The following is a 22480-nucleotide window of genomic DNA, read 5'->3' as shown; positions in this document are numbered from 1 at the left end:
GTCGGCCGCCCGCCCAATCCCCTCACCCGATCGGGCGGAAACGCCGCAGCCGCAGACTGTTGCCCACCACGAAGACCGACGAGAAGGCCATCGCCGCCCCGGCGAGCATCGGGTTGAGCAGCCCGGCGGCCGCGAGCGGCAACGCCGCGACGTTGTAGGCGAACGCCCAGAACAGGTTTCCCTTGATGATCGCCAGCGTGCGCCGGGAGAGCCGGATCGCGTCCGCAGCCGCGGTCAGGTCACCCCGGACCAGCGTCAGGTCGGCGGCCTCGATGGCCGCGTCGGTGCCGGTGCCCATGGCCAGCCCGAGGTCGGCCCGGGCCAGCGCGGCGGCGTCGTTGACCCCGTCGCCGACCATCGCGACCACCCGGCCCTCGCCCTGCAGCCGCTCGATCACCGCGACCTTCTCGGCGGGCAGCACCTCCGCGATCACCTCGTCGATGCCGACCTCCTCAGCGACCGCCCTCGCCACAGTGGCGTTGTCGCCGGTGAGCAGCACCGGTGTGAGCCCCAGCTCGCGCAGCCGGGCGACGGCCGTCCGGCTGGTCGGCTTCACCGCGTCGGCCACCGCGAGCACGCCCCGGGCCCGCCCGTCCCAGCCGGCCAGGATCGCCGTCCGGCCCGCCGCCTCCGCGCCGGTCGCGGCCCGCGCGACCTCCTCGGGTACGTCGAGACCCCGCTCGCGCAGCAGCCGCGCCCGGCCGACCACCACGGTCCGGCCCTCGACCGTGCCGGTCACGCCGAGCCCTTCGGCGTTGGCGAACTCGCCGACCGGCGGCAGCGGCCCGGCCTCGGCCGCGCCCTCGGCGACGGCCCGGGCGATCGGGTGCTCGGACGCGGCCTCCAGCGCCCCGGCCACCCGGAGCAGCTCGGCGGCGTCCTCGCCGTCGGCGGGCAGCACCTCGGCCAGCGCCATCCGGCCGGTGGTGACGGTGCCGGTCTTGTCCAGCACCACGGTGTCGACCCGGCGGGTGGACTCCAGCATCTCCGGCCCCTTGATCAGCACACCGAGCTGCGCGCCGCGTCCGGTGCCGACGAGCAGCGCGGTCGGCGTGGCCAGGCCGAGCGCGCACGGGCAGGCGATGATCAGCACGGCCACCGCGGCGGTGAACGCGGCGGTCGTACCCGAGCCGGTGCCGAGCCACCAGCCGAGCGTGCCGGCGGCCAGCGCGATCACGATCGGCACGAAGACGCCGGAGATCCGGTCGGCGAGCCGCTGCACGGCCGCCTTGCCGGTCTGCGCCTGCTCCACCAGCCGCGCCATCTGCGCGAGCTGGGTGTCGCCGCCGACCCGGGTGGCCCGCACGACCAGCCGGCCGCCGGCGTTCACAGTCGCGCCGACCACCGTGTCGCCCGGCCCCACCTCGACCGGCACCGACTCGCCGGTGAGCATGCTGGCGTCGACGGCCGAGGTGCCCTCCTCGACCACGCCGTCGGTGGCGACCTTCTCGCCGGGCCGGACCACGAACCGGTCGCCGACCGCGAGCCGGTCGACCGGAACCCGGACCTCCTGGCCGCCGCGCAGCACCGCGACGTCCTTGGCCCCGAGTTCGAGCAGGGCGCGCAGCGCCGACCCGGCGGTGCGCTTGGAACGGGCCTCGAAGTACCGCCCGGCCAGGATGAACACGGTCACCCCGGCGGCGGCCTCCAGGTAGATGTTGCCGGCGCCGTCGCCACGGGTGATGTCGAGGCTGAACGGGTGCTTCATCCCGGGCATGCCGGCGTCACCGAGGAACAGCGCCCAGAGCGACCAGCCGAACGCGGCGAGCGTGCCGAGCGAGACGAGCGTGTCCATGGTCGCCGCGCCGTGCCGCAGGTTGACCAGGGCGGCGCGGTGGAACGGCAGCCCGCCCCAGACCACTACCGGCGCGGCCAGCGTGAGCGAGGCCCACTGCCAGTAGTCGAACTGCCAGGCCGGAACCATGGCGAGCACGATCACCGGCACGGTGAGCACGGCGGAGACCCAGAGCCGCGTACGCGCGGCGCGCAGCTCGTCCACCGGCTCCCCGGCCGCCGCGGCCGCCTGCTCGGGCGGGGGCGGCACCACGGCGGTGTAGCCGGTCTTCTCGACTGTGGCGATCAGGTCGGCCGGCGCGATGTCGTCGGCGTACCGGACGGTGGCCTTCTCGGTGGCGTAGTTCACAGTCGCCTCGACGCCGTCCATCCGGTTGAGCTTCTTCTCGATCCGGGCGGCACAGGACGCGCAGGTCATCCCGCCGATCGCCAGCTCGATCAGGTTCGGCGCGGTGGGCAGCGCCTTTCCCGTGGCAGTCATCGCGGCACCTCCGGCGCTCAACTGTGCCCGTGCCCCGGCGTGCCGTGTCCGGCGTCCGGGGTCGGTGCGGTGGTGGATGCCGGCGCGCTGGGCGCGGGCGCGGTCCGGTCGCCGGCCAGGACTGTGAACTCGGCCGTGTGCACCGCGCCGCCGTGCCGGAAGTCCAGGTAGAGACGGTACGCCCCGGCCGAGGGCACCTCCGCGGCGAACGTGATCGCCGGACCGGCCGGGGTACGCCCGTCGCCGGGCGTGCCCTCCGGGTGCACGTGCAGGTAGGCAAGGTCGCCCTGCCGCAGCGCCACCAGGTGCCCGTACGCGCCGAGGTAGGGCTGCAGGTCGGTGACCGGCCGCCCGTCGCGGCTGACGGAGAGCGTGAGCCGGCTGGTCCGGCCCGGCTCCGGCGTGCCGGTCAGGGTGACCGTGTAGCCGTCGACTGTCGTGCTGGTGGCCGGCTCCGGCAGCGGCCGGGCGGCCAGTTCACCGGGGACCGTGACGTCCAGGCCGAGCGTCAGCGGCTCGCCGCCTTCGGGCGTGAAGTCGGCGAACGCCCGCCAGACCCCGGGGCCGTCGAGCGGGGAGGCGACCCGCCAGGTGCCGTCGCCGGCCATCTCCGGGTGGACGTGCCGGAACCCGGAGAGGTCCCGGCGGGCGACGATCAGGTGCATGCGCTTGTCGTGCGCCACCTCGAAGCGGGTGACCGGCGCGCCGTCCGGGCCGGTGATCCGGAAGGCGAACTGCCCGGCCGCCGCGGTGGCGGGCTGGAGCGTGTAGCCGCGTTCGGAGACGAGCAGCCCGCCGGGCAGGTGCGCGGCGGCGCCGCCCGCCTGGCTCTCGTCACCGTGACCGGTGTCGCCGGCCCCGTGGTCGCTGTCGCTGTCGTCGTGGCGGGTCTCGGCGGCCGGGGCGACGGGGTCGGCCAGGTTGCCGATCCCGTACGCCGCGCCGAAGACCGCCACGAGGCCGAGCGCGAAGCCGCCGAGCTTCGTCGCCGTGTTCATGGTTTCTCCTCGTTCCCGCGGGTCCGTGGACCCGTCACGCACCGACGAGGTCGTAGCCGGCCTCGTCGACCGCCGCCCGGACGGCGTCCGCGTCCAGCGGGTTCTGACTGGTGACGGTGACCCGGCCGGTGGCCAGGTCGACCTGGACGTCGGTGACGCCCGCAAGCGCGCTCAGCTCGGTGCTCACCGACTTGACGCAGTGGCCGCAGGTCATGCCGCTCACCTGGTAGGTGCTCTCCATCTCGCCCTCCGATCTTATACCCCCTGGGGGTACGGTCGAGACGTTAGCATACCCCCGAGGGGTACGCTATCCTCGTTTTCATGACCGCGCCGTCCAGCCCGAGCCGGGGCTACACCGCCAGCAAGGACCAACTCCTCGCCCGGCTCCGCCGCATCGAGGGTCAGGTCCGGGGCATCGAGAAGATGGTCGAGGACGACCGTTACTGCATCGACGTGCTGACCCAGATCTCGGCCATCCAGGCGGCGCTGGACAAGGTCGGCCTCGGCCTGCTCGACGGGCACGCGCGGCACTGCATGCACGAGGGCGCCGCCGAGGGCCGGGCCGACGAGATGGCGACCGAGATGATGGCCGCCGTCGGCCGCCTGATGAAGCGCGGCTGAGGGGGACCTCCGGCCCTCGGGGCAGGGCACATCGACCCGCGCCGACGCGCCCGCGCGGACGTACCGTCGAAGTGGCGGGCAGGCCGGCCCGGCGGACCCGCGGCGACGGACGGAGGGCGGCCCGATGATGTGGCAGAGCCCGATGATGGGCTGGATGTGGATCTGGTCACTGCTGGTCCTCGCGGTGCTGGCGGGGCTCGTCTGGGCGGCCGTGCGGTGGACCGGCCCGCAGTACCTGGGCCCGACGACGGCCCGGCGCATCCTCGACGAGCGGTACGCCCGCGGCGAGATCGACGAGGACGAGTACCGGCGACGCCGGGCCGGCCTGGCCTGACCGCGCGGGCCGCGCGTCCCCGGCCACGGTGCCCGGGAGCACTCAGCCGGGCTGCCTACCATGTCGGGGCGACGACCCGGACGTGGTCGACACGTCCGCGCCGGCCCGGTGACCAGACCGGTCCGGCGGACCAGGCGTCGCCGCGACCGTTGGGAGAGACGCCTTGGGTGCCGACCACACCCGCCCTGCACCGCCCACGCCACCGGGCGTACGGCGGCTGCTCGTCGCCGTCGTGGTGACGCTGTTCGCGCTCACCGTGATCGCGGCGCTGGTGCTCTGGCCCCGGCAGGACCGGGAGCCGGTCGGCGGCGCGGACGTCCCCCGCTACCACGGCACCGTGACCCGGGTGGTCACCGAGCCCTGCCCGCCGACCCCGGAGGCCCCGGAGGGCGCGGGCGGCCCCTGCGGCACCGCGACCGTCACCGCCGAGCAGGGCCCGGACGCGGGCCGGCAGGTCGAGACGCCGCTGCCGGCCGGGCCGGGGGCGCCACGGGTCGAGGTCGGCGACAAGATCGTCCTGGTCGAGCTGATCGACCCGGCCGACCCGTCGGTGAAGTCCTACAACATCGCCGAGCACCAGCGCGGCACCCCGCTGATCTGGCTGCTGGTGCTCTTCGCCGCCGCGATCGTGGCGTTCGGGCGCTGGCGCGGGCTCGCCGCGCTCGGCGGCCTGGTGGCCAGCTTCGCGATCCTGCTCGGCTTCGTGCTGCCCGGCATCGGCGGCGGCCAGCCGCCGCTGCTGGTGGCGATCGTGGGCGCCGCGTTGATCATGTTCGTGGTGCTCTACCTGACGCACGGGGTCACCGCGCAGACGTCGGTGGCGGTGCTCGGCACGCTGGGCAGCCTGGTGATCACCGGCGTGCTCGGCCTGCTCGCCACGTCCGCCACCCACCTGACCGGCTTCGGCAGCGAGGACGCCACCACCCTGTCCATGTTCCGGGCCGACGTGGACCTGCACGGGCTGCTGCTGGCGGGCATCATCATCGGCTCGCTGGGCGTGCTGGACGACGTGACAGTCACCCAGGCGGCCACCGTCACCGAACTCGCGCACGCCAACCCGGGACTGTCCCGGCGGCAGCTCTACCGGGCGGCGACCCGCGTCGGCCGGGCCCACATCGCGTCCACCGTCAACACCATCGTGCTGGCGTACGCGGGCGCCTCGCTGCCGCTCCTGCTCCTGCTGGTCGCCGACTCCCGCCCGGTGAGCCAGATCCTCACGAGCGAGTTCCTCGCCCAGGAGATCGTTCGCAGCGCGGTGGCCACGCTCGGCCTGATCGCGGCCGTACCGCTGACGACCGCACTGGCCGCGGTCGTGACCACCGCCGGACGGCGCGCGCCCGGCGCGGAGCCCGCGGAGCCGGCGGCCCCCGCGCCCCGTCCGCCGGCCGGACGCGACGACGCGCTGGAGGCGCTCGGCGGCGGAAGGAGTACGGAGGCGACATGGTGAGACTCCGCACGGTGACCATCGATTTCAAACGCGACGCTGGTCACGGCGGGCCACGGCGAAATCTCGCTATTGGTCGGCTTCCGGACGTAGATCCGCAGGAGTGCTGTCGGGTAACCTCGCTGCCGGTCACCGCCGAAGGCGCGCACCGGCGCCAGCGGTGCCGCCGCCCAATCGCCTACGGGCGAGCCGGGGAACCAGGTACATGGGGTGAATCCGCGCGAGCGGTAGGGGCCACTTCCGTCCCGAACCCGTCAGCTAACCCGGTCGGCGGCCGACGGAAGGGAACACTGTGACGCCACCCCTGCGCCGCTGGCTGACACCCCTGGTGGCCGTGCTGGCCTCGCTGGCAGTGCTGGCCGGGCCGAACGCGGCGACGGCGGCCCCCGCCGCCGCGGCCCCGAAGCCGTCCGGGCACGAGGAGGACGGCGAACCACCGCTCATCACCGAGGCCATCGACAGCGCCAACCGGAACTTCCTCCAGGCGAAGGCGAAGCTGGCCAAGTCGCAGGACCGCCAGCGGCGGCTGGCCGCCGAGGTGCAGACGGCACAGGCCGAACTCGAGGCGCTCAGCCCGCAGGTCAACCAGCTCGCCGCCCAGTCCTACCGGACCGGCCGGATGGGCGCGATGGCGATGCTGCTGGAGAGCAACTCGCCCGACTCGTTCGTCCGCCGCGTCAACGCCCTGGACGAGCTGAACCTCCTCAACGCGCAGCGCCTGGCCGCCATCAACGCGGTCAAGACCCGCGCCGAGCAGGCCAAGATCGCGCTCGACGCCGAGGTGCGCGAGCAGGAGAAGCAGAAGAACGCGATGGAGCGCGAGAAGGTGCAGGCCGAGCGCGCCCTCAAGCTCGTCGGCGGCCTCGGCTTCACCGGCGGCCTGGTCGACGCCACCTCACCGGTCGCCAAGATCGGCCCCGGCCGCACCGCCGACGGCGGCTGGAAGGCCGAGTCGTGCAGCGAGAACGACCCGACCACCTCGGGCTGCGTCACGCCGCGGACGCTGCACGCCTACAAGGAGGTCCGGCGCGCCGGCTATACGCGCTTCGTGGGCTGTTACCGGCCGGGCGGGCCGTGGGAGCACCCCAAGGGCAAGGCGTGCGACTGGTCGCTGCAGAACAGCGGCTTCGCGCCCTGGCACAACAACGACACCCGCAAGTACGGCAACGACGTGGCCGCCTTCCTCATCCGCAACGCCGACCGGCTGGGCATCTACTACGTCATCTGGAACCGGCAGATCTGGTTCCCGGCCACCGGCTGGAGTTCGTACAGCGGACCGTCGAACCACACCGACCACGTCCACATGTCGATGCTCTGACCTGGACGCAGACAGAAGGGGCCGCCCGTGGGCGGCCCCTTCTGTCGTCCGGCGCCGCGGTCAGCCGGCCAGCGCCGCGTCCGCGTCCGCCGGCGCCGAGGGAGCGGGCAGTGGCGCCGGGACCTGCGCCACTGTCCGCACCTCGCCGCCGGAGAGCCGGTACGACATTCCCACCACCGTGCACCGGCCCGCCGCGACCCGCTCGGCCAGCACGGCGGACCGGGCCAGCAGCGTCTCCACGGTCTGCGCGATGTGGACGTCGACGATGCCGTCGAGGTCGTCGATCCCCTGCCGGGCGGCCCGCAGCAGGCTGGGCGAGACCGCGTCCACCACCGCGCCCAGGTGCCCGGCCGGCGCGGCGCCGGTGCGGACCCCCTCCCGGGCGGCCTGGACCGCGCCGCAGGAGTCGTGCCCGAGCACCACCACGAGCGGCGTACCAAGCACGGTGACCGCGTACTCGACGCTGCCGAGCACCTCGGGCCCGGCGGTGTGCCCGGCGGTACGCACCACGAAGAGGTCGCCGAGACCACGGTCGAAGATGATCTCCGCCGCGAGCCGCGAGTCGGAGCAGCCGACGATCACCGCGAAGGGGTGCTGGCCGTCGGCCACTGCCGCCCGGTGCCCGGCGTCCTGATTCGGATGCTGCGGCACACCGGTGACGAACCGGTGGTTACCGGTGCGCAGTTCCGCGAGCGCCTGCTCCGGGCTTCTCGGCGTCATCTGCCTCACCTCGTCTACCTGGGGAACGACCAGGCCGTACGGCCTCACGACTTCACGGTCACACGACGTCTGGGGCACGTCAAGATTCGTGATACGCATTTCATACTTTCCCGTGCCGGGCCGCGTCCGATTCGGGTCCACCGCGTCGGTGGCCATAGCATGACCACCATGGCGACGACACCAGGTGAGGACGGGAGCCGCCGTAACTGGACCTTCCTCACCAATCACGGGCATGTGCTGCTGGCGATCGCGCGCAACCCCACCGCGCGGCTGCGGGACGTGGCCGACGAGGTGGGCGTGACCGAACGGGCGGCCCAGGCCATCGTCGCCGACCTGGAGGCCGGGGGGTACCTGCAGCGCACCCGGGTGGGGCGGCGCAACGAGTACACGATCAACCCGACGGGGCGCTTCCGGCACCCGGCGGAGGCCGACCAGCAGGTCGGCGCCCTGCTGGCCCTCTTCGCCGCCGAGCCGGCCGGCGACGTCACCGCCGACCGGTGACCGGCTCCCGCGACCGCGTGCGCCCGCGCGGGCGCGCGCGACGGTAATCTCACCGCGTGCGCGACAGCTTGCGGCCGGGCGCGACAGAGCGACGCGTCCGGGCCGGACACCGGATCAGGTCCGTCCTCTCCGGAGCGGCGGCGGCCGCCCTGCTCGGCGGCGCGCTGACGGTGCCCTCGCCCGCGGTGGCCGCCCCGAAGTGCGGGCCCACCGGTGGTCCCGCGCCCACCGAGACACCGTGGGCGCTGAGCCGCCTCGACCCGGCCGCCGCGTGGCGGGTCGGCAAGGGCGCGGGGATCACCGTCGCCGTGATCGACTCCGGGGTCTCGCCGTCCCATCCCCTGCTGCGCGGGCGGGTGCTGCCCGGTGAGGACTTCAACCAGCTCGTCCGGCTCCAGGGCCAGTGTGACCTGGTCGGTCACGGCACCATGGTCGCCGGCATCATCGCGGGGCGGGAGGGCACCGGCTCGCCGTACACCGGCATCGCGCCGGAGGCCCGCATCCTGCCGCTGCGCGTGCTGGCCGAGAACAAGGAGAACTTCGACCCGGACGTGCCGGGCGAGATCGGCAAGGCGATCCGCTGGGCGGTCGACAACGACGCCGACGTGATCAACCTGTCCCTGGTCACGCTCGACGACCCGGCGCTGAAGTCGGCGGTGCAGTACGCGCTCGACAAGGACGTGGTGGTCGTCGCCTCCGCCGGCAACCGGCAGGAGAACCGGGAGGACCGGCCGGCCTATCCGGCGGCGTACCCCGGGGTCATCGCCGTCGCCGGCCTCGACGAGCAGGGCCGGCACGTGGGCAGCTCGGTCAGCGGGGACTATGTGGACATCGCCGGCCCCGGGCTGAACATCGTCGGGCCCGCGCCGCAGGGGTCCGGCTACCGGGCCGAGCCGCAGGGCGGGACGAGCTTCGCCACCGCGTACGTCTCCGGGGTCGCCGCGCTGGTACGGGCCGCGCACCCCGACATCAGCACCGCCGAGATCGCCCACCGGCTGACCCGCACCGCCGACAACCCGCCCGACGGGCACAACGCCGACGTCGGCTACGGCATGGTCAACCCCTACCGGGCGGTGACCAGCCTGCTCGGCACCCGTGCGGACCCGCCGCTGGGCGCCATGCCGCCGCCGGCGCCGCCCACCGACCCGCTGGCGTGGCAGCGCACCGTCGCGATCTGGGTCGCCGTCGTCGGCGGGCTGCTCGCCGGCGTCCTGCTGACGCTGCGGCCGATCCTGGTACGCGGCCGGCGACGCGGCTGGCGCCCCGGCCGACGGGACGTCCCGCAGGACGCCTGACCGGCGGCCGCGCCGTCGACGCGAGGCGCGACGACGGTGCCGCAACACACGACGGTGCCGCAACACACGACGGTGCCGCAATACACGACGAGGCCGGAATACACGACGGCTCCGCCCGGCACGAGCCGGAGCGGAGCCGTTGTGGACCGGTCCGGGGTCAGCTGCCCCAGACCTTGGAGTTGCTCATCTCCGTGGTCATGTAGTTCTCGCGCGCGATGCCCACCGCGCCGCCGATCTCGTTCAGGACCTTGTTGATGTCCCGCACGGCGGCGTCCCACTGGGCCTGGTGCTGCTGGTAGGCGGCCCGGTCCTGGCCCTCCCACTCGAGCTTGGTCAGCATCGCCCGCAGCGTGTCCAGCTTCTCGTCGATGATCCGCGAGATGGCCTGCATCTGCTGGTTGCTGCTCTCGAGAACAGCGTAGTCAACCTTGATGCTCATCAGTTCCTCCTCTGCCTGTCTTCGCGGATCACGGGTTGAGAGCAGCGTGGAACTTGTCCAGCATCTGCTGCTGCTCTTCGTCGTTGACCTGGTGCGTGGTGCCCGACTTGTCGAGCAGGTCCGCGATGTTGTCCATCGCGGTCAGCAGCTTGGTCGTGTCCTCGGTCCAGCGGTTCATCAGGCCCTGGAAGCCCGTGGACGCCTGGCCCTTCCAGGCCATCGCGAGGTCGTCGACCACGTTCCACAGCTTCTTCAGCTCGCCGTCAACCTCGCTGCGCGTGGACCGCACGTCACTCGCGGCGGTGTGCAGAGTCGCTGCACTGACCTCGAACGCCATGCTTCACACCCTTCCGTCATCTTGTGGCGGCGGTTCCGCCGCGCCCTCCCCCGCGGCAAGGCGAACACACCCCACCGACGGACACTTCATCCGAACCGTAGCGGACGATGTCCAACCCGCGCAGCCCTGCTGTCCCATCGATGTATTCCGACAGCCCAGGACCGACAAGGCGATCCGGCGCTCTCCGTACGAGTTGGACGGTCCATCCCGAGGTCAGGACCGCTCAGGTGCCGCTCTGGCGGTCATCGGCACGTCTGACGATCGTCGACACGCCGAAGGCCAGCACCGCGACCAGCAACACCACCACGACCCACAGCAGCGGCTTCTCGAACGCGCGCTGGAACGTCAGCACCAGCAACGCCGCGCAGGTGCTCAGCGAGACCACCTCGGCGGCCCGCCGCAGCCGCGCCGAGCGGGTCAGCGCGGCGAACAGCATCAGGACCACGAAGACCGGGATGGTCAGCAGGACGTACAGAAACAGCGAGAAGATCAGAGTGTCCATGGCCCGCTCCCGTCACCTGTAGAACGCGGAGTCCTGAACCCAGTCGATTTTGATGTCCTTGATGTCCGGGTCGGAGCCGGCGGGCGCCCAGCCGGGCCGGGAGTCCGCGGTGAACGTGAACCGGCTGTCGGTGTGGAACGCGGAGAGCAGCGCGTGCAGCAACGCGCTGATCTCCCCGAAGACCAGGACCAGGATCGCGGCGGTGGCGGCCAGGCCGGCGATGCCGATGGCCTGGGCCAGAGCGGTGGTCGCGGGAAAGAACTGGAGCGCGATCGAGGCGATCACCGCGACCAGGATCGGCATGAGCGCCTGAGCCAGGCCGGAGACCGCGTCGTTGTACGCGTCCCGGGCCGCGGTGAGCGTGTCGCGGTTGGCGTTGAACGCCTCGGCCAGCGAGTTGATCTCCGCGCCGAGCTTGCGCATGAACTGGTCGAACGCGTCCCGGTCGTCGAAGTCCCACTCCGACGCCTCCGGCGGGACCGCCGCCATCGCCGCGCCGAACTGGTCCGCCCCGAGCAGCCGGGCCGCCTCGTCCCACTTCTTGATGGACTCGTTCACCTGCTGGTTGTCGAACGACTCCAGGTAGAGGATGGTGCCGATCAGCGCCGCCGAGGCGGCGATCCAGACCAGGTTTCCCCTGGCGATGGCCGCGGCCGACCGTACCGGCGCCGTGGTCTGGGCGACCGACACCGAGCCGGTCACCGTCCCCGAGGCGTTGGCGATGAGGATCTCCGGTGGCATCAGGCGTCCTTCCCCTGGCGCGCCCGGCCGGTCACTTGACCACCCAGGGCTGATCCGACTTCTCCCAGTTCTTCGCGCTCTGTTCGAGCTGCGCGGCGGCCTTGCGCAGATGCTCCACGCCGGTCCGGACGTTGTCGAGGTGCCCGTCCACCGCCGCGTTGTGCCGCTCCACCGCGCCGGTGCCGAACCAGCTCAGCGCGCTGCCGGGCAGCTTCACCTCGGCCAGCAGCGCCTCGACGTTGCGCAGGTACTGGATCGGGCCGTCCGGGGCGTCGAGCATCCGGCTCGCCTTCCGGATCGCGTCGACGTCGACGGTGTTCGGCATCGTCGTCCCCTCTCGCTCAGCGCCGCAGATTGCGGGTCGGGTCGGACAGATCCACCCCGAACTGGCGGAACCAGTCCTCCGGGGTCAGCGTGCCGTCCTGTGCCCGGCGGACCATCTCGGAGTCGCCGAGCATCTCGCCCAGCATCTCCCGCTGCCGTTCCTCGAACGCCACGTACGCGGCGCCGACAGCGGCCTGGATCGACTGGGCCAGCGAGAAGCTGTCCAGCCGCATGGCCCGCGCGTTCAGCTCGACGTCGCCGACCTTCATGTCACCGTCGACCGTCACCCGCACCAGCCCGTCCGGGCTCTCCCCGGTGACCCGCAGCTCCGCCCGCTGCCGCTGGAGCTCGGCCAGCCGCCGCTGCTGCTCCTGTGCCTGCCGCAGCAGGCCTTCCAGGGCTCCACCGATACCCGACGGGCTGCTCAACTCCGGGCCCTCCCCGTAATCGCGACGATCGATCGGGCCGACGCTACCGGAAACCCGCGCCGGTCGTCCGTCCCGTCAGGCCGGTTCCGTCCACGCGGTCTGGATCAGCTGCTGGCCGTCGCGGCGACGCACCAGCGTGCCCCGGCCCGGCGGCTGCGGAGTCGGCCGCAGGTTGCCGAACACGGCGCCCTCCTCCCGGCTGCCGGACATGAGCAGGCCCGGCGAGTCCAGCTCACGCAGACGCTGCAGCACCGGCTCGTACAGCGCCCGGGCCACACCACCCACGCGCCGCGTGACGATCAGGTGCAGGCCGATGTCCCGTGCCTGCGGCAGCAGCTCGTGCAGCGCGCTGAGCGGGTTGTTCCCGCCGGAGGCGACCAGGTCGTAGTCGTCCACCAGGATGTAGAGGTCCGGCCCCTTCCACCAGCTGCGGTCGCGCAGCTGCGCGGTGGTCACGTCCGGGCCGGGCAGCCGGTTCTGCAACGCGCTGCGGATCGAGCCGAGGCCCTGGCTGAACACCTGGTTCGACGGCGCGTAGTCGAGCAGGTGGTCACCCTCGACCGCGCCGAGCAGGCCGCGCCGGTAGTCGGCGATGACCAGCCGCGCCTGGGCCGGGGTGTACCGCTCGGCGATGCCCCGGGCGATCAGCCGCAGCAGGTTGGTCTTGCCGCACTCGGCGTCGCCGAACACGGTCAGGTGCGGCTCGCTCGCCAGGTCCAGGTAGACCGGGGCGAGCGCCGACTCGTTGACGCCGATCGGGATGCCCGGCGCCGAGCGGTCGACGACCTTGGCCAGCTCGGTGACCGCCAGCCTGCGCGGCAGCAGCCGGACCTTCGGCGCCGGGCGGCCCGGCCAGTTCGCCGCGACGTGACCGGCCAGCGCCACGGACGCCTCGGTCAGGTCCTCGATGTCACGCTTGCCGTCGATCCGCGAGATCGCGGTCAGGAAGTGCAGCTTGTCGCGGGTCAGGCCGCGACCCGGCGCGCCGACCGGCACGTTCTGCGCGGCCCGCCGGTCGATCTCCGACTCGGACGGGTCACCGAGCCGCAGCTCCAGCTTGGTGCCGAGCAGGTCCCGCATGTTGATCCGGATCTCCGCCCAGCGCACCGCCGTGATCACCACGTGGACACCGAAGCCGAGGCCCCGGTTCGCCAGGTTGGTGATGGTCTGCTCCAGCTCCTCGTACTCCTGGCGCAGCGTGTTCCAGCCGTCCACCACGAGGAAGACGTCACCGAACGGGTCGTCGGCGAACTCACCTGCAGCACGGCGGCGCCGGTAACTGGCCACCGAGTCGATGCCGTGCTGGGTGAACCGGTTCTCCCGCTCGTCGATGACGGCGACCACCTCGGCCACCGTCCGCCGGACCGCCTCGGTGTCCCGCCGCCCCGCCACGCCCGAGGTGTGCGGCAGCCCGTCCAGGCTGCGCAGCGCGCCACCACCGAAGTCGAGGCAGAAGAACTGCACCTCGCGCGGCGTGTGGGTGAGCGCCAGCGAGGCCAGCATCGAGCGCAGCATGGTGCTCTTGCCGCTCAGTGACGCGCCGACGATCACCACGTTGCCGCCGGCCCCGGCCAGGTCGACCATCATCGGGTCGCGGCGCTGCTCGTACGGGCGGTCCACGATGCCGACCGGCACGGCGAGCCGGCCGCGGCCCGGCCAGTCGGCGGTGGTCAGGCCGTACGTCGGGTGCACGCTCAGCTTCGGCAGCATCTCGGCCAGCCCGGACGGCTCGGCCAGCGGCGGCAGCCAGACCTGGTGCGCCGGCTTGCCGCGGCCCTTGAGCTGGTCGATCAGCACGTCCAGCATGGCCACCGCCTTGCCGTCGCCCGACTGCTCCGGCTCCGGCGTGGCCTCCGCCGGGCTCGGCAGCGCCGGCGCCGGTACGTAGTCGATGCCGTACGGGACGATCCGCCGCTGCACCTGCGCCCGGGTGGAGCGCTGCACCTGCCCCGGCGCCTGGTACGGGCCGGACACGTAGGCGGCACGGAACCGCAGCATGGTGGCGGTGTCGGTCTTCAGGTAGCCGTGGCCCGGCGCGCTGGGCAGCTCGTACGCGTCCGGCACGCCGAGCACGATCCGGCTCTCCACAGCCGAGAAGGTGCGCAGGCCGATCCGGTACGACAGGTGCGTGTCCAGGCCACGCAGCTTGCCCTCCTCCAGCCGCTGCGAGGCGAGCAGCAGGTGCACGCCGAGCGACCGGCCGAGGCGGCCGATCATCACGAACAGGTCGATGAAGTCCGGCTTGGCGGCCAGCAGCTCGGAGAACTCGTCACAGATGATCAGCAGGCTCGGCATCGGCTCCAGCGGCTCACCGGCCGCCCGCGCCTTCTCGTAGTCGTAGCGGGAGACGTAGTTGCCGGCCGCCCGCAGCACCTCCTGCCGGCGGTTCATCTCACCGGCGAGCGCGTCCCGCATACGGTCCACCAGCGGCAGCTCGTCCGAGAGGTTGGTGATCACCGCGCTGGTGTGCGGCAGCGCGTCCAGCGAGGCGAACGTGGCGCCGCCCTTGAAGTCGACCAGGACGAAGTTCAGCTCCTCCGACGAGTGCGTCACGGCCAGCGCGGCGACCACCGTACGCAGCAGTTCGCTCTTGCCCGAGCCGGTCGCGCCGATCACCAGGCCGTGCGGGCCCATGCCCTCGTGCGCGGACTCCTTGAAGTCCAGCTCGACCACGTTGCCGTCCGGGCCCAGGCCGAGCGGGATGCGCAGCCGGTCGCGGTGGCTGCGCGGTCGCCAGGTCTGCCGGACGTCCACCGTGGCCGCGTCGCCGACGCCGAGCAGGTCGGGCAGCTCCATGCTGCGGGCCAGCGGCTCCTCCGTGCTGGCGCCCTGCTGCTGGGAGAGCCGGAACGGGGCGATCTGCCGGGCCAGCCCCTCCGCGGCGGACAGGGACAGCCGGTCCGGGCTGCCGAGCCGGGACGTGGCGGTGCCGCGGACCAGGTCGAGCCCGGTGCCGTCGCCGGCGTCCAGGCAGAGCAGCCAGCGCCCGGCGTCGCGCGGCACCGTGCCGGACAGGTCGACCACTGTGGTGCCGAGCAGGCCCGCGCCGGTCAGCGCGCAGGTCGCCGAGACCTCGCCGCCGTCCAGCACGACCACCACGTGCGGCGCGGTGGTCAACGGCTTCGCCTCCGGCGCGAACCGGGGCCGGCCGCCCAGGTCCTGGGCGAGCGCGGTCTCCGCCTCGTCGAGCGCGGCGAACACCATCCGGCGCGCGCCCGCCGCGTCGGTACGCCCCGGGTGCTGGGCGTGCGGCAGCCACTTCACCCAGTCCCAGACCGGCTGCCGGTCCGGCGCGGCCACCACGACCACCAGCAGGTCCTCCGGGGCGTGGAACGTGACGAGCTGGCCCAGCGCGGCCCGCGCCAGGTCGAGCACCGGCTCCCGGTCGCCGCGCAACGCGATCCGGCTGAACGCGCGCAGCGACAGCGCGGTGGGCAGGTCCGGCACGCTGGAGTGGGCCCGGACGAACCGGCGCAGCGCGATCGCGCTCATCGGCTCCAGGTCCTCCACCGGCTTCGTCTCCGGCGGCACGATCTCCACCGCCAGCCGCTGCGGGCCGAGCGCGATCCGCACCTCACCGAAGTCGTCCTCGGTGATCCGCCGCTCCCACAGCCGGCGGGAGGCGGCGATCGACCAGAGCGCGTCCGGCTCCGGGTGCCGCCAGGTCATCGCGGCGCGCTGCTGCTCGGCGGCCCGGCGGGTGCGCTTGCGCATCTGCGCGAGGTAACGCATGTAGTCGCGGCGCTGCGCGTTCAGCTCGGCCTTGTCGTTGCCGCCGTTGCCGAGCGTGCCGATCGCCATGCCCAACATGGACACACCGAACAGACCACCCGCGACGTACGTCATCATGCCGCCGCCGCGGCCGGCGTAGAGGAACGCCATCGCGCCGACGCCGCAGAGCATCGGCAGAATCATCAGCACCTGCCCCATGCCCTTGGCCTTCGGCTCCGGCAGCTCGGGCGGGGACTCCAGCAGCACCTCGCCGCGCGGCAGCGCGGGCCCCTGTTGACGCGGAAGTCGGCGGAACACCACCGTACTCACGGCTCTCCCCTCTCAGAAGCGGCCCTGATCGTGGTCTGCCACCGCCGGTGAGCGTCGGGTGGGCAACCTGTGCGACCGCCATCGTAGGTAATCTCCCGGAGGCGTCGTGGACCCGTGGGGCGACGCCGACGGCCGAGCGGATCGTTTGCGAGCAACGAGGAGGCCACTGTGGCGACGAAGACGGCGACCGGCGGGCTGAGCCGGATCACCATCGTGGCGCCGCGTACCAGGATGGACCTGGCGCTGCCGTCCGACGTGCCGCTCGCCGACCTGCTGCCCACGCTGCTGCGCTACGCGGGCGAGGACCTGGCCGACGAGGGCGTGCGCCACGGCGGCTGGAGCCTGTCCCGGCTCGGCGGCCAGCCGCTCGACGGTGGCCGTACCGCCGCGCAGCTCGGGGTCCGCGACGGCGAGGTGCTCTACTTCAACCCCCGGGCGGCCACCGCTCCGGAGATCGTCTTCGACGACGTGGTGGACGCGGTCGCCACCTCCACCACCCAGCGGGCGGGCGCCTGGCAGGTGGGCACCACCCGGACGTTCGCGGTCCTCCTGGCCGCCTCCGCGCTGGCCGCCGGAGCGGTGGCGGCTCTGCTCACCGGTCCGCCACAGCTACCCGGCGCGGCCGCCGCGTTCGTGGTCGCGGTGGCGCTGCTGGTCGGCGCCGCGGTGCTGTCCCGGGCGGCCGGCGACAGCCGCACCGGCGCGGTGCTGGCCCTGGTCGGGGTCGGCTACGCGGGCGTCGGCGGCCTGCTCGTGCTCGCCGGGGACCGCACGCTCGGCGAGCTGGCCAGCCCGCACGTCCTGCTCGCCGGCACCTCCGTGGTGGTGTTCGGCGCGATCGCCGCGCTCGCCGTCGGCGACCGCCTGCCGCTGTTCCTCGGCGCGGTCGGCGTGGGGGCGGCGGTCGGCCTCGGCGCGGTGCTCAGCCTGGCCTTCGACATCGACGCGGCGGCCTCGGCGGCCGTGGTGGCGACCGTCGCCTTCGGCGCGCTGCCGGCGCTGCCGATGCTCGCCTACCGCCTCGCCCGGCTGCCGGTGCCGTCCATTCCCACCGGACCGGACGACCTGAAGACGGACACCGAGTCGGTGGACGGGCCGTCGGTGCTGCGCAACAGCGAGCGCGCCGACGGGTTCCTCACCGGCCTGCTCTGGACCGTCTCGCTGCTGGTGCTCGGCGGCGAGGTGGTGCTGGCCGAGGACGGCCGCCTGCCGGCGGTCCTGCTCTGCCTGGTGCTGGCGCTGCTGTCGCTGCTGCGGGCGCGCCCGTTCCTCAGCCGCGGGCAGCGCACGCCGGTGCTGCTGTCCGGCACCGTCGGCCTGGGGCTGGTCGCCGCCGCCCTGTTCGCCGCCGGCTCGCTGGCGGTACGGCTCGGTCTGATCCTCGGCGGCCTGGCCGTGCTGGCCGTGATCAGCCTGGTCTACGGCCTGACCGTGGCCGGCAAGCGGATCTCGCCGGTCTGGGGCCGGATCCTGGACATCGTCGAGATCCTGCTGATCATCGCGTTGGTGCCGCTCGCCGTCTGGGTGTGCGGCATGTACGGCTGGATCGTCAACCTTCGACCGTGACGGTCCCCATCGCGGTGCCGACCGGCGCGGGCGCGTAGACGCCGGGACCGTGCTGGCCGTCCAGCGGGCGGGCCGGCACACCGACGCGCCCGGCCATGTCCCGGACCGCCTTCACCAGCGCCTCGGCGTGCCCGTCCATGGCCGCCACCCGCAGCAGCGGCGGCACCCGCCGGCCGCCCGGGAGCACCACCGCGGCGACCGTGTGCGAGGGCGCGGAGGTGGCGGTGACCGCGTCCACGAGCGCGCCGAGCGAGCCGTTGGGGCGTACCCGCAGGGCCAGGCAGCGCTGCGTCCAGCCGCCCCCGCGCACGCTGGTCCACGTCTCCGCCGGGGCCTCCGGCGCCAGGTCGAGCCCGGCCCCGGACACCACCGCCGCGTGCAGCTCGTCGCGGCCGAGCACGCGGTGGCTGAGACCGGCGGCGTTGAGCGCCTTGCCGAGCCGGCCCACCCCGGCCGCCACCGTCCGGTGCACGCCGCGCAGGCCGCCGCCCCGGCTCACCGTCTCGGCCCGCGCGTCGGCCACCGACAGGCGCAGCGCCACCCACACGGTCCGGTGTGCCGACGGCGGCGCGCCGGGGGCCGGGTACCAGACCAGGGTGTGCGAGACGACCTGGGTCTGGGTGACCGGGCCGGAGAAGTCGGCGAGCACGGCGAGCGCGCGGTCCACCACGGCGGCCTCGATCGAGCCGGCGGGCGCGCCGGGCCGGCCGGTGAGCGCCAGCGCGGCGAACCAGCCCCGGTCGTCCTGCCCGATGCCGAGGCGGGTGCCGCGCCCGGTCAGCTCCACCACTGTCAGTTCCGGGGCGAGCGCGGCCAGCCGGGGGTCGCCGCCCGGCGCCGCGCCCCGGGCCCGGTCGCGGCGGCGGCGCAGCCGGCGGCGGAGCATCAGGTCCTCGTACCACCAGCGACCGCCCCGGCGGGCGAACGCGGCGGTCACGGCGAGCAGCGCCAGCACGCCCACCACCCCGAGCAGCCAGGCCGGGCCGGCGGTGGCGAACCAGACAGCGAGCGCTGCGCACTCCACCACGACGAGCTGGCCGACCACGACCGGGCCGAGCCGGCCCCGGCGGCGCTTGTCGGCCGGGGTGACCGGCCGGTCCGCCGGTACGGCGGGGGCGGTGGCCGTACGACCGGGTGGCGCCTGCAGCTGCGTCATCGGTGAGCGTCCCTTCTGGACATCCTGGGCGTCCGCCGGCGGGGTGCGGCGTTCGGGCGGCGGACGGGGTCCGGCGCACCCCCGGCGGCCCCTTATCGTAGGGAAGCCCGCGGCGCCGCTCGGCCCTGTCGTCGTGGACCCACCCCCGCCGGAGGTTAGTCATGCGGACCCGCCGCGATCAGGTGCAGGCGTACCGCTTCGTCACCCGCCGCATCGTCTCGGCGTTGCTGTCGGGTGATCCGGAGACCAACGACCTGCCGATGCGCCGCCTCGGCATGGCGGTGTTCGGCAGCGTGATCGCGGCCGCCGTGGTGCTCGGCGGGGTGGGCGCGTACGGGCAGCTCACCAGCAACTCGGCACCGCTGGAGCCGAACACGCTGGTGATCGAGCGGGAGACCGGCGCGACGTACTACTTCGGCGAGGACCGGGTGCTGCGCCCGACGCTCAACTACGCCTCGGCCCGCCTGATCGTCAACGACGCGGCGGCGACGCCGCGCACCATGTCCCAGGCGTCCATCAAGGACCGGCCGCGCGGCCGGCTGGTCGGCATCGTGGGCGCCCCGGACGACCTGCCGGACCGCAAGTCCCTGGTCGGGCTCCCCTGGTCGGTGTGCGACGTGCCCGACCCGAACGACACGCAGCGCTCCACCACGCACCTGGTGATCGACCGGACGCTGCCCGGTGGCACCGCGCTCACCGACCGGGCCGTCGTGGTGCGCACCGGCGAGGCCCGCTACCTGCTCACCGGCGGCTCGCGGCTGCGCGTCGCCGGCGACGACCAGGCGCTGGTGGCGTTGAAGATGGCCGGCGTCACGAACCTCACCGTCGGGCAGCAACTGCTGAACGCGGTGCCGGTGGGCCCGGTGCTGCGCAAGCCCACCATCGACGGGGACGGCGGCCCGAGCGGGCTCGCCGTCGCCGGCCGGCCGGCCCGGATCGGCCAGGTCTACCAGGCGGCCGGCCAGTACTACGTGCTCACCCGGCAGGGCCTGGCAACGGTCCGGGAGGTCACCGCGTTGCTGCTGCTCGGCCGAGGTGGCGAGGTGACGCAGATCACTCCGGACGAGGCAGGTCGACTCCTCACCGACCAGCGGCTGGAGCCGGACGGCCTGCCCGCCCGGCTGCCGACGCCGCACGAGGTCCGCCCGGGGCGCACGGCGCTCTGCGCCACCTACCGGCCCGGCCCGGCCGGCCAGCCGCCGACCACCACGCTGGAGGTCTTCGACTCCCCACCGGCCGAGCTGACCGAGGCGACGGCCGCGATGCCGTCGCGGCAGGGCGGCCGGGACGCGGTACGCACCGCCGAGAACGTGCTGCTGCCCGGCGGCAAGGGCGTGCTGGCACAGGCCACCGCCGGGGAGAGCGGCAAGCCCGCGGCCGGGTCGACGGTCTACCTGATCACCGCCCAGGGCATCCGCTATCCGCTCGGCACCGACGGGGGCGACGCGAAGAGCGCTCTCGGGTACGGCGACGTGACGCCGCTGGCCGTACCCGCCTCGCTGCTGGCGCTGGTGCCGACCGGCCCGACGCTGTCCCGGGCGGACGCGATGGCGTACTTCGATGCCTCGTCCCCGCCGGCGCCCACCGCGAGCCCCTCCGCCGGCGGCGCGGCGGCGCAGGTCCAGGGCGGTTGACCGGCCCTTCCGGGATCCGATGTGGATGGAAGCTGTCACGGGTCGCCCGGGTTGGCGCGTTTCGACTAACCTGAGTGCGGCGAAGGTTATCGACGATGACTACGGGGATACAGCCATGACGGGTCGCACGACAGTAGACGTACTGTCCCTGGAGGACTTCCACCAGCGACTTGAGCGGCGCCTGCACGATGCGGAGTCGGTGTTGCGCAAGCTCAACACCCAGATGCAGTGCCGCCCGCCGGCGCTCGGCACGTTCACCGACGCGACCGACAACGCACGTCGCTACTCCGAGACGCACCAGAGCTACGTCAACCACGTCGACCGGCTGCGCCGGGCGATCCTGGCCGCCCGCGAGGCGACCCACAAGATCATGACGAACTACAAGACCGCCGAGGCCCGCAACGCCGCCGCCGCGGCCGACATCGCCGCCGCCCTCTCGGGGCTGAACGAGGCGATGAAGCAGCCGAAGGAGGACCCGCGTGTCTGAGTACACCCGGCGCTACGAGCACGTCAGCCACGAGGAGCTCTACCAGGGCGTCAACGCCGGCGACCCGAGGCAGATCGAGGCGCTCAGCGCCCAGTGGACCTCCCTCAAGGGCACGCTCGACGACCTCGGCCGCGACCTCACCGCCGACCTGGAGGCGCTGTCCAAGAGCTGGACGGGCGACGCCGCGCGCGAGTTCACCAGGCGGCTCGACATGGTCGTGCGCTATTCCGGCAACCTCGCCGAGGGCATGACCGGCATCCGGCAGGGCCTCGACATGATGTCCAGCGAGCTGCGGGCCGCGCAGACCAAGGCGGAGAGCCCGGAGAAGACCGACGACAACGACAAGCTGCTCTCCGGCGCCGGCAAGGGCTTCCTGCTCGGCGGCGCCCCCGGCGCGGTGATCGGCGGGATCGTCGGCCACCAGCAGGACAAGGCCGAGCAGGAGAAGGCGCACCAGCGGATGGTGCAGGTCGTGGCGAAGCTCGCCGAGGGCTACGACTTCTCGGCGTACGGCCGGATCGTCGTGCCGGACCCGCCCGAGGTCGAGCTGCCCGGCAACACCAGCAACGGTGACCCGAACCTGCAGAACGGCCCGTCGGTCAAGACGCCGTCGTCCGGCCCGGGCCTGGGCAGTTTCGGCCCGGGGGCGAGCGCCACCGCCACCACCTCGGGCGTGCACCACACGGCGCCCACCAGCGGCTCGCCGGGTGAGGGCACCCCGGGCGCCGGCGCCCCGGGCGGCAACCCCGGCGCGGGCGCCCCGGGTTCGGTCACCACCGGCGGCACTGTCGACCCGACCGGCACCTCGCTGGCCGGCGCCGGCCCGCTGACCAACACCACCGGCGGCCCGACGATCGGCGGCGGCCCGGGCCTCGGCTCCGGCGGCGGCCCGGCGACGATGACGGCCGGCGGGGGCGGCGGCGGGCTCTACGGCGCCCCCGGCGTGCTCAGCACCGGGGCGCTCGCGGGCACCGGTCCCAACTCGGCGTCCTCGGCCCGGTTCGGCGGAGTGCCCGGCGCGGAGAACCGCGCGGCGGCCGGCACCGGCCGGCTCACCTCCGGTCGCGGCCTGGTGGTCGAGGCCGGAGGCAAGGGCGGCGAGCGCGCCGGCGGCACCGGGCGGCCCGCGATGGCCGGCCGTGGCGGCGTGCTCGGTGGTCGCGGCAGCCACGGCGACGACGAGTCCGACGGCCGACTGACCTGGCTCACCGAGGACGAGATGGTCTGGGGCGACGGCGACGGTGCCCCGCCGCCGGTGCTCGGCGGCAACTGACAGCGACATCCACGAAACGGCGCGGCGCCCCGGCGGGCTCCGCGCC

Annotated in this window: 22 protein-coding genes and 1 riboswitch; of the genes, 10 read left to right on the top strand and 12 right to left on the bottom strand. The window is 73.8% G+C overall.

Going from position 1 to position 22480, the window contains the following annotated elements:
* Nucleotides 1–22: 22 nt before the first annotated feature.
* Genes MicB006_RS02910 through MicB006_RS02900 form a run of 3 tightly spaced genes read right to left on the bottom strand, consistent with a single transcriptional unit; the run spans nucleotide 23 to nucleotide 3514 of the window.
* Nucleotides 23–2275: a cation-translocating P-type ATPase gene (locus MicB006_RS02910; RefSeq protein WP_116503664.1), complete on the bottom strand. Its 2253-nt coding sequence runs from the start codon at nucleotides 2273–2275 to the stop codon at nucleotides 23–25.
* Nucleotides 2276–2292: 17 nt separating this feature from the next.
* Nucleotides 2293–3273: a hypothetical protein gene (locus MicB006_RS02905; protein WP_116503662.1), complete on the bottom strand. Its 981-nt coding sequence runs from the start codon at nucleotides 3271–3273 to the stop codon at nucleotides 2293–2295.
* A gap of 34 nt (nucleotides 3274–3307) precedes the next feature.
* Nucleotides 3308–3514, bottom strand: a complete 207-nt coding sequence (locus MicB006_RS02900) for a heavy-metal-associated domain-containing protein (protein WP_116503660.1) — start codon at nucleotides 3512–3514, stop codon at nucleotides 3308–3310.
* Nucleotides 3515–3594: 80 nt separating this feature from the next.
* Here MicB006_RS02900 and MicB006_RS02895 point away from each other — a divergent pair, with 80 nt between their 5' ends.
* The 4 genes from MicB006_RS02895 (at nucleotide 3595) to MicB006_RS02880 (ending at nucleotide 6990) form a co-directional block, all read left to right on the top strand.
* Nucleotides 3595–3894 carry a metal-sensitive transcriptional regulator gene (locus MicB006_RS02895; RefSeq protein ID WP_116503658.1) on the top strand — a complete coding sequence of 100 codons (300 nt, stop codon included), beginning with the start codon at nucleotides 3595–3597 and terminating at the stop codon, nucleotides 3892–3894.
* Nucleotides 3895–4018: 124 nt separating this feature from the next.
* A complete protein-coding gene (locus MicB006_RS02890; RefSeq protein WP_030503502.1) occupies nucleotides 4019–4228 on the top strand; it encodes an SHOCT domain-containing protein in 210 nt (69 codons plus the stop codon).
* A gap of 163 nt (nucleotides 4229–4391) precedes the next feature.
* Nucleotides 4392–5675 carry a YibE/F family protein gene (locus MicB006_RS02885; RefSeq protein WP_116503656.1) on the top strand — a complete coding sequence of 428 codons (1284 nt, stop codon included), beginning with the start codon at nucleotides 4392–4394 and terminating at the stop codon, nucleotides 5673–5675.
* Nucleotides 5676–5829: 154 nt separating this feature from the next.
* Nucleotides 5830–5961, top strand: a riboswitch (cyclic di-AMP (ydaO/yuaA leader).
* 3 nt (nucleotides 5962–5964) lie between these two features.
* Entirely contained in the window at nucleotides 5965–6990 is a 1026-nt protein-coding gene (locus MicB006_RS02880) for a hypothetical protein (RefSeq protein ID WP_116503654.1), read from the top strand.
* A gap of 60 nt (nucleotides 6991–7050) precedes the next feature.
* Here the strand turns inward: MicB006_RS02880 and MicB006_RS02875 are convergent, their stop codons facing one another.
* Nucleotides 7051–7710 carry a carbonic anhydrase gene (locus MicB006_RS02875; RefSeq protein ID WP_073825876.1) on the bottom strand — a complete coding sequence of 220 codons (660 nt, stop codon included), beginning with the start codon at nucleotides 7708–7710 and terminating at the stop codon, nucleotides 7051–7053.
* Nucleotides 7711–7869: 159 nt separating this feature from the next.
* Here MicB006_RS02875 and MicB006_RS02870 point away from each other — a divergent pair, with 159 nt between their 5' ends.
* Both MicB006_RS02870 and mycP read left to right on the top strand, forming a co-directional pair.
* Entirely contained in the window at nucleotides 7870–8211 is a 342-nt protein-coding gene (locus tag MicB006_RS02870) for a helix-turn-helix domain-containing protein (protein ID WP_116503652.1), read from the top strand.
* A gap of 56 nt (nucleotides 8212–8267) precedes the next feature.
* Complete coding sequence (gene mycP / locus MicB006_RS02865) at nucleotides 8268–9506, top strand: type VII secretion-associated serine protease mycosin (protein ID WP_225980618.1); 1239 nt, start codon at nucleotides 8268–8270, stop codon at nucleotides 9504–9506.
* 157 nt (nucleotides 9507–9663) lie between these two features.
* On the opposite strand, the gene MicB006_RS02860 is transcribed toward mycP, so the two are convergent.
* The 7 genes from MicB006_RS02860 to eccCa form a co-directional block, all read right to left on the bottom strand.
* A complete protein-coding gene (locus MicB006_RS02860; RefSeq protein ID WP_043327076.1) occupies nucleotides 9664–9945 on the bottom strand; it encodes a WXG100 family type VII secretion target in 282 nt (93 codons plus the stop codon).
* 28 nt (nucleotides 9946–9973) lie between these two features.
* A complete protein-coding gene (locus MicB006_RS02855; RefSeq protein ID WP_073825883.1) occupies nucleotides 9974–10282 on the bottom strand; it encodes a WXG100 family type VII secretion target in 309 nt (102 codons plus the stop codon).
* Nucleotides 10283–10505: 223 nt separating this feature from the next.
* Nucleotides 10506–10784 carry a hypothetical protein gene (locus tag MicB006_RS02850; protein WP_116503650.1) on the bottom strand — a complete coding sequence of 93 codons (279 nt, stop codon included), beginning with the start codon at nucleotides 10782–10784 and terminating at the stop codon, nucleotides 10506–10508.
* 12 nt (nucleotides 10785–10796) lie between these two features.
* Nucleotides 10797–11525 carry a hypothetical protein gene (locus MicB006_RS02845; protein ID WP_073825889.1) on the bottom strand — a complete coding sequence of 243 codons (729 nt, stop codon included), beginning with the start codon at nucleotides 11523–11525 and terminating at the stop codon, nucleotides 10797–10799.
* A 31-nt stretch (nucleotides 11526–11556) separates the two neighbouring features.
* Nucleotides 11557–11850, bottom strand: a complete 294-nt coding sequence (locus MicB006_RS02840; RefSeq protein WP_073825893.1) for a hypothetical protein — start codon at nucleotides 11848–11850, stop codon at nucleotides 11557–11559.
* 16 nt (nucleotides 11851–11866) lie between these two features.
* Nucleotides 11867–12277: a YbaB/EbfC family nucleoid-associated protein gene (locus MicB006_RS02835; RefSeq protein WP_116503648.1), complete on the bottom strand. Its 411-nt coding sequence runs from the start codon at nucleotides 12275–12277 to the stop codon at nucleotides 11867–11869.
* Nucleotides 12278–12352: 75 nt separating this feature from the next.
* Complete coding sequence (eccCa, locus tag MicB006_RS02830) at nucleotides 12353–16318, bottom strand: type VII secretion protein EccCa (protein ID WP_116503646.1); 3966 nt, start codon at nucleotides 16316–16318, stop codon at nucleotides 12353–12355.
* Nucleotides 16319–16486: 168 nt separating this feature from the next.
* On the opposite strand from eccCa, the gene eccD reads away from it, so the two are divergent.
* The gene (gene eccD, locus MicB006_RS02825) at nucleotides 16487–17884 is read left to right on the top strand and encodes a type VII secretion integral membrane protein EccD (RefSeq protein WP_116503644.1); all 1398 of its coding nucleotides are present in this window, start codon (nucleotides 16487–16489) and stop codon (nucleotides 17882–17884) included.
* On the opposite strand, the gene MicB006_RS02820 is transcribed toward eccD, so the two are convergent.
* Nucleotides 17868–19040 (bottom strand): type VII secretion protein EccE, encoded by a 1173-nt coding sequence (locus tag MicB006_RS02820; protein WP_116503642.1) that lies wholly within the window; start codon nucleotides 19038–19040, stop codon nucleotides 17868–17870. The genes eccD and MicB006_RS02820 overlap by 17 nt on opposite strands.
* Nucleotides 19041–19201: 161 nt before the next feature.
* Between MicB006_RS02820 and eccB the strand changes: the two genes are divergently transcribed.
* The 3 genes from eccB (at nucleotide 19202) to MicB006_RS02805 (ending at nucleotide 22434) form a co-directional block, all read left to right on the top strand.
* Complete coding sequence (eccB, locus tag MicB006_RS02815) at nucleotides 19202–20674, top strand: type VII secretion protein EccB (RefSeq protein ID WP_116503640.1); 1473 nt, start codon at nucleotides 19202–19204, stop codon at nucleotides 20672–20674.
* 115 nt (nucleotides 20675–20789) lie between these two features.
* A complete protein-coding gene (locus MicB006_RS02810) occupies nucleotides 20790–21161 on the top strand; it encodes a hypothetical protein (protein ID WP_116503638.1) in 372 nt (123 codons plus the stop codon).
* Nucleotides 21154–22434, top strand: a complete 1281-nt coding sequence (locus tag MicB006_RS02805; RefSeq protein WP_116503637.1) for a WXG100 family type VII secretion target — start codon at nucleotides 21154–21156, stop codon at nucleotides 22432–22434. Before MicB006_RS02810 ends, MicB006_RS02805 begins: the two co-directional genes overlap by 8 nt.
* Nucleotides 22435–22480 lie beyond the last annotated feature (46 nt).

The sequence above is a fragment of the Micromonospora sp. B006 genome (assembly GCF_003408515.1).
Taxonomy (GTDB): Bacteria; Actinomycetota; Actinomycetes; order Mycobacteriales; family Micromonosporaceae; genus Micromonospora; species Micromonospora echinospora_A.
This window is presented reverse-complemented; position numbering and strand designations above follow the sequence as displayed.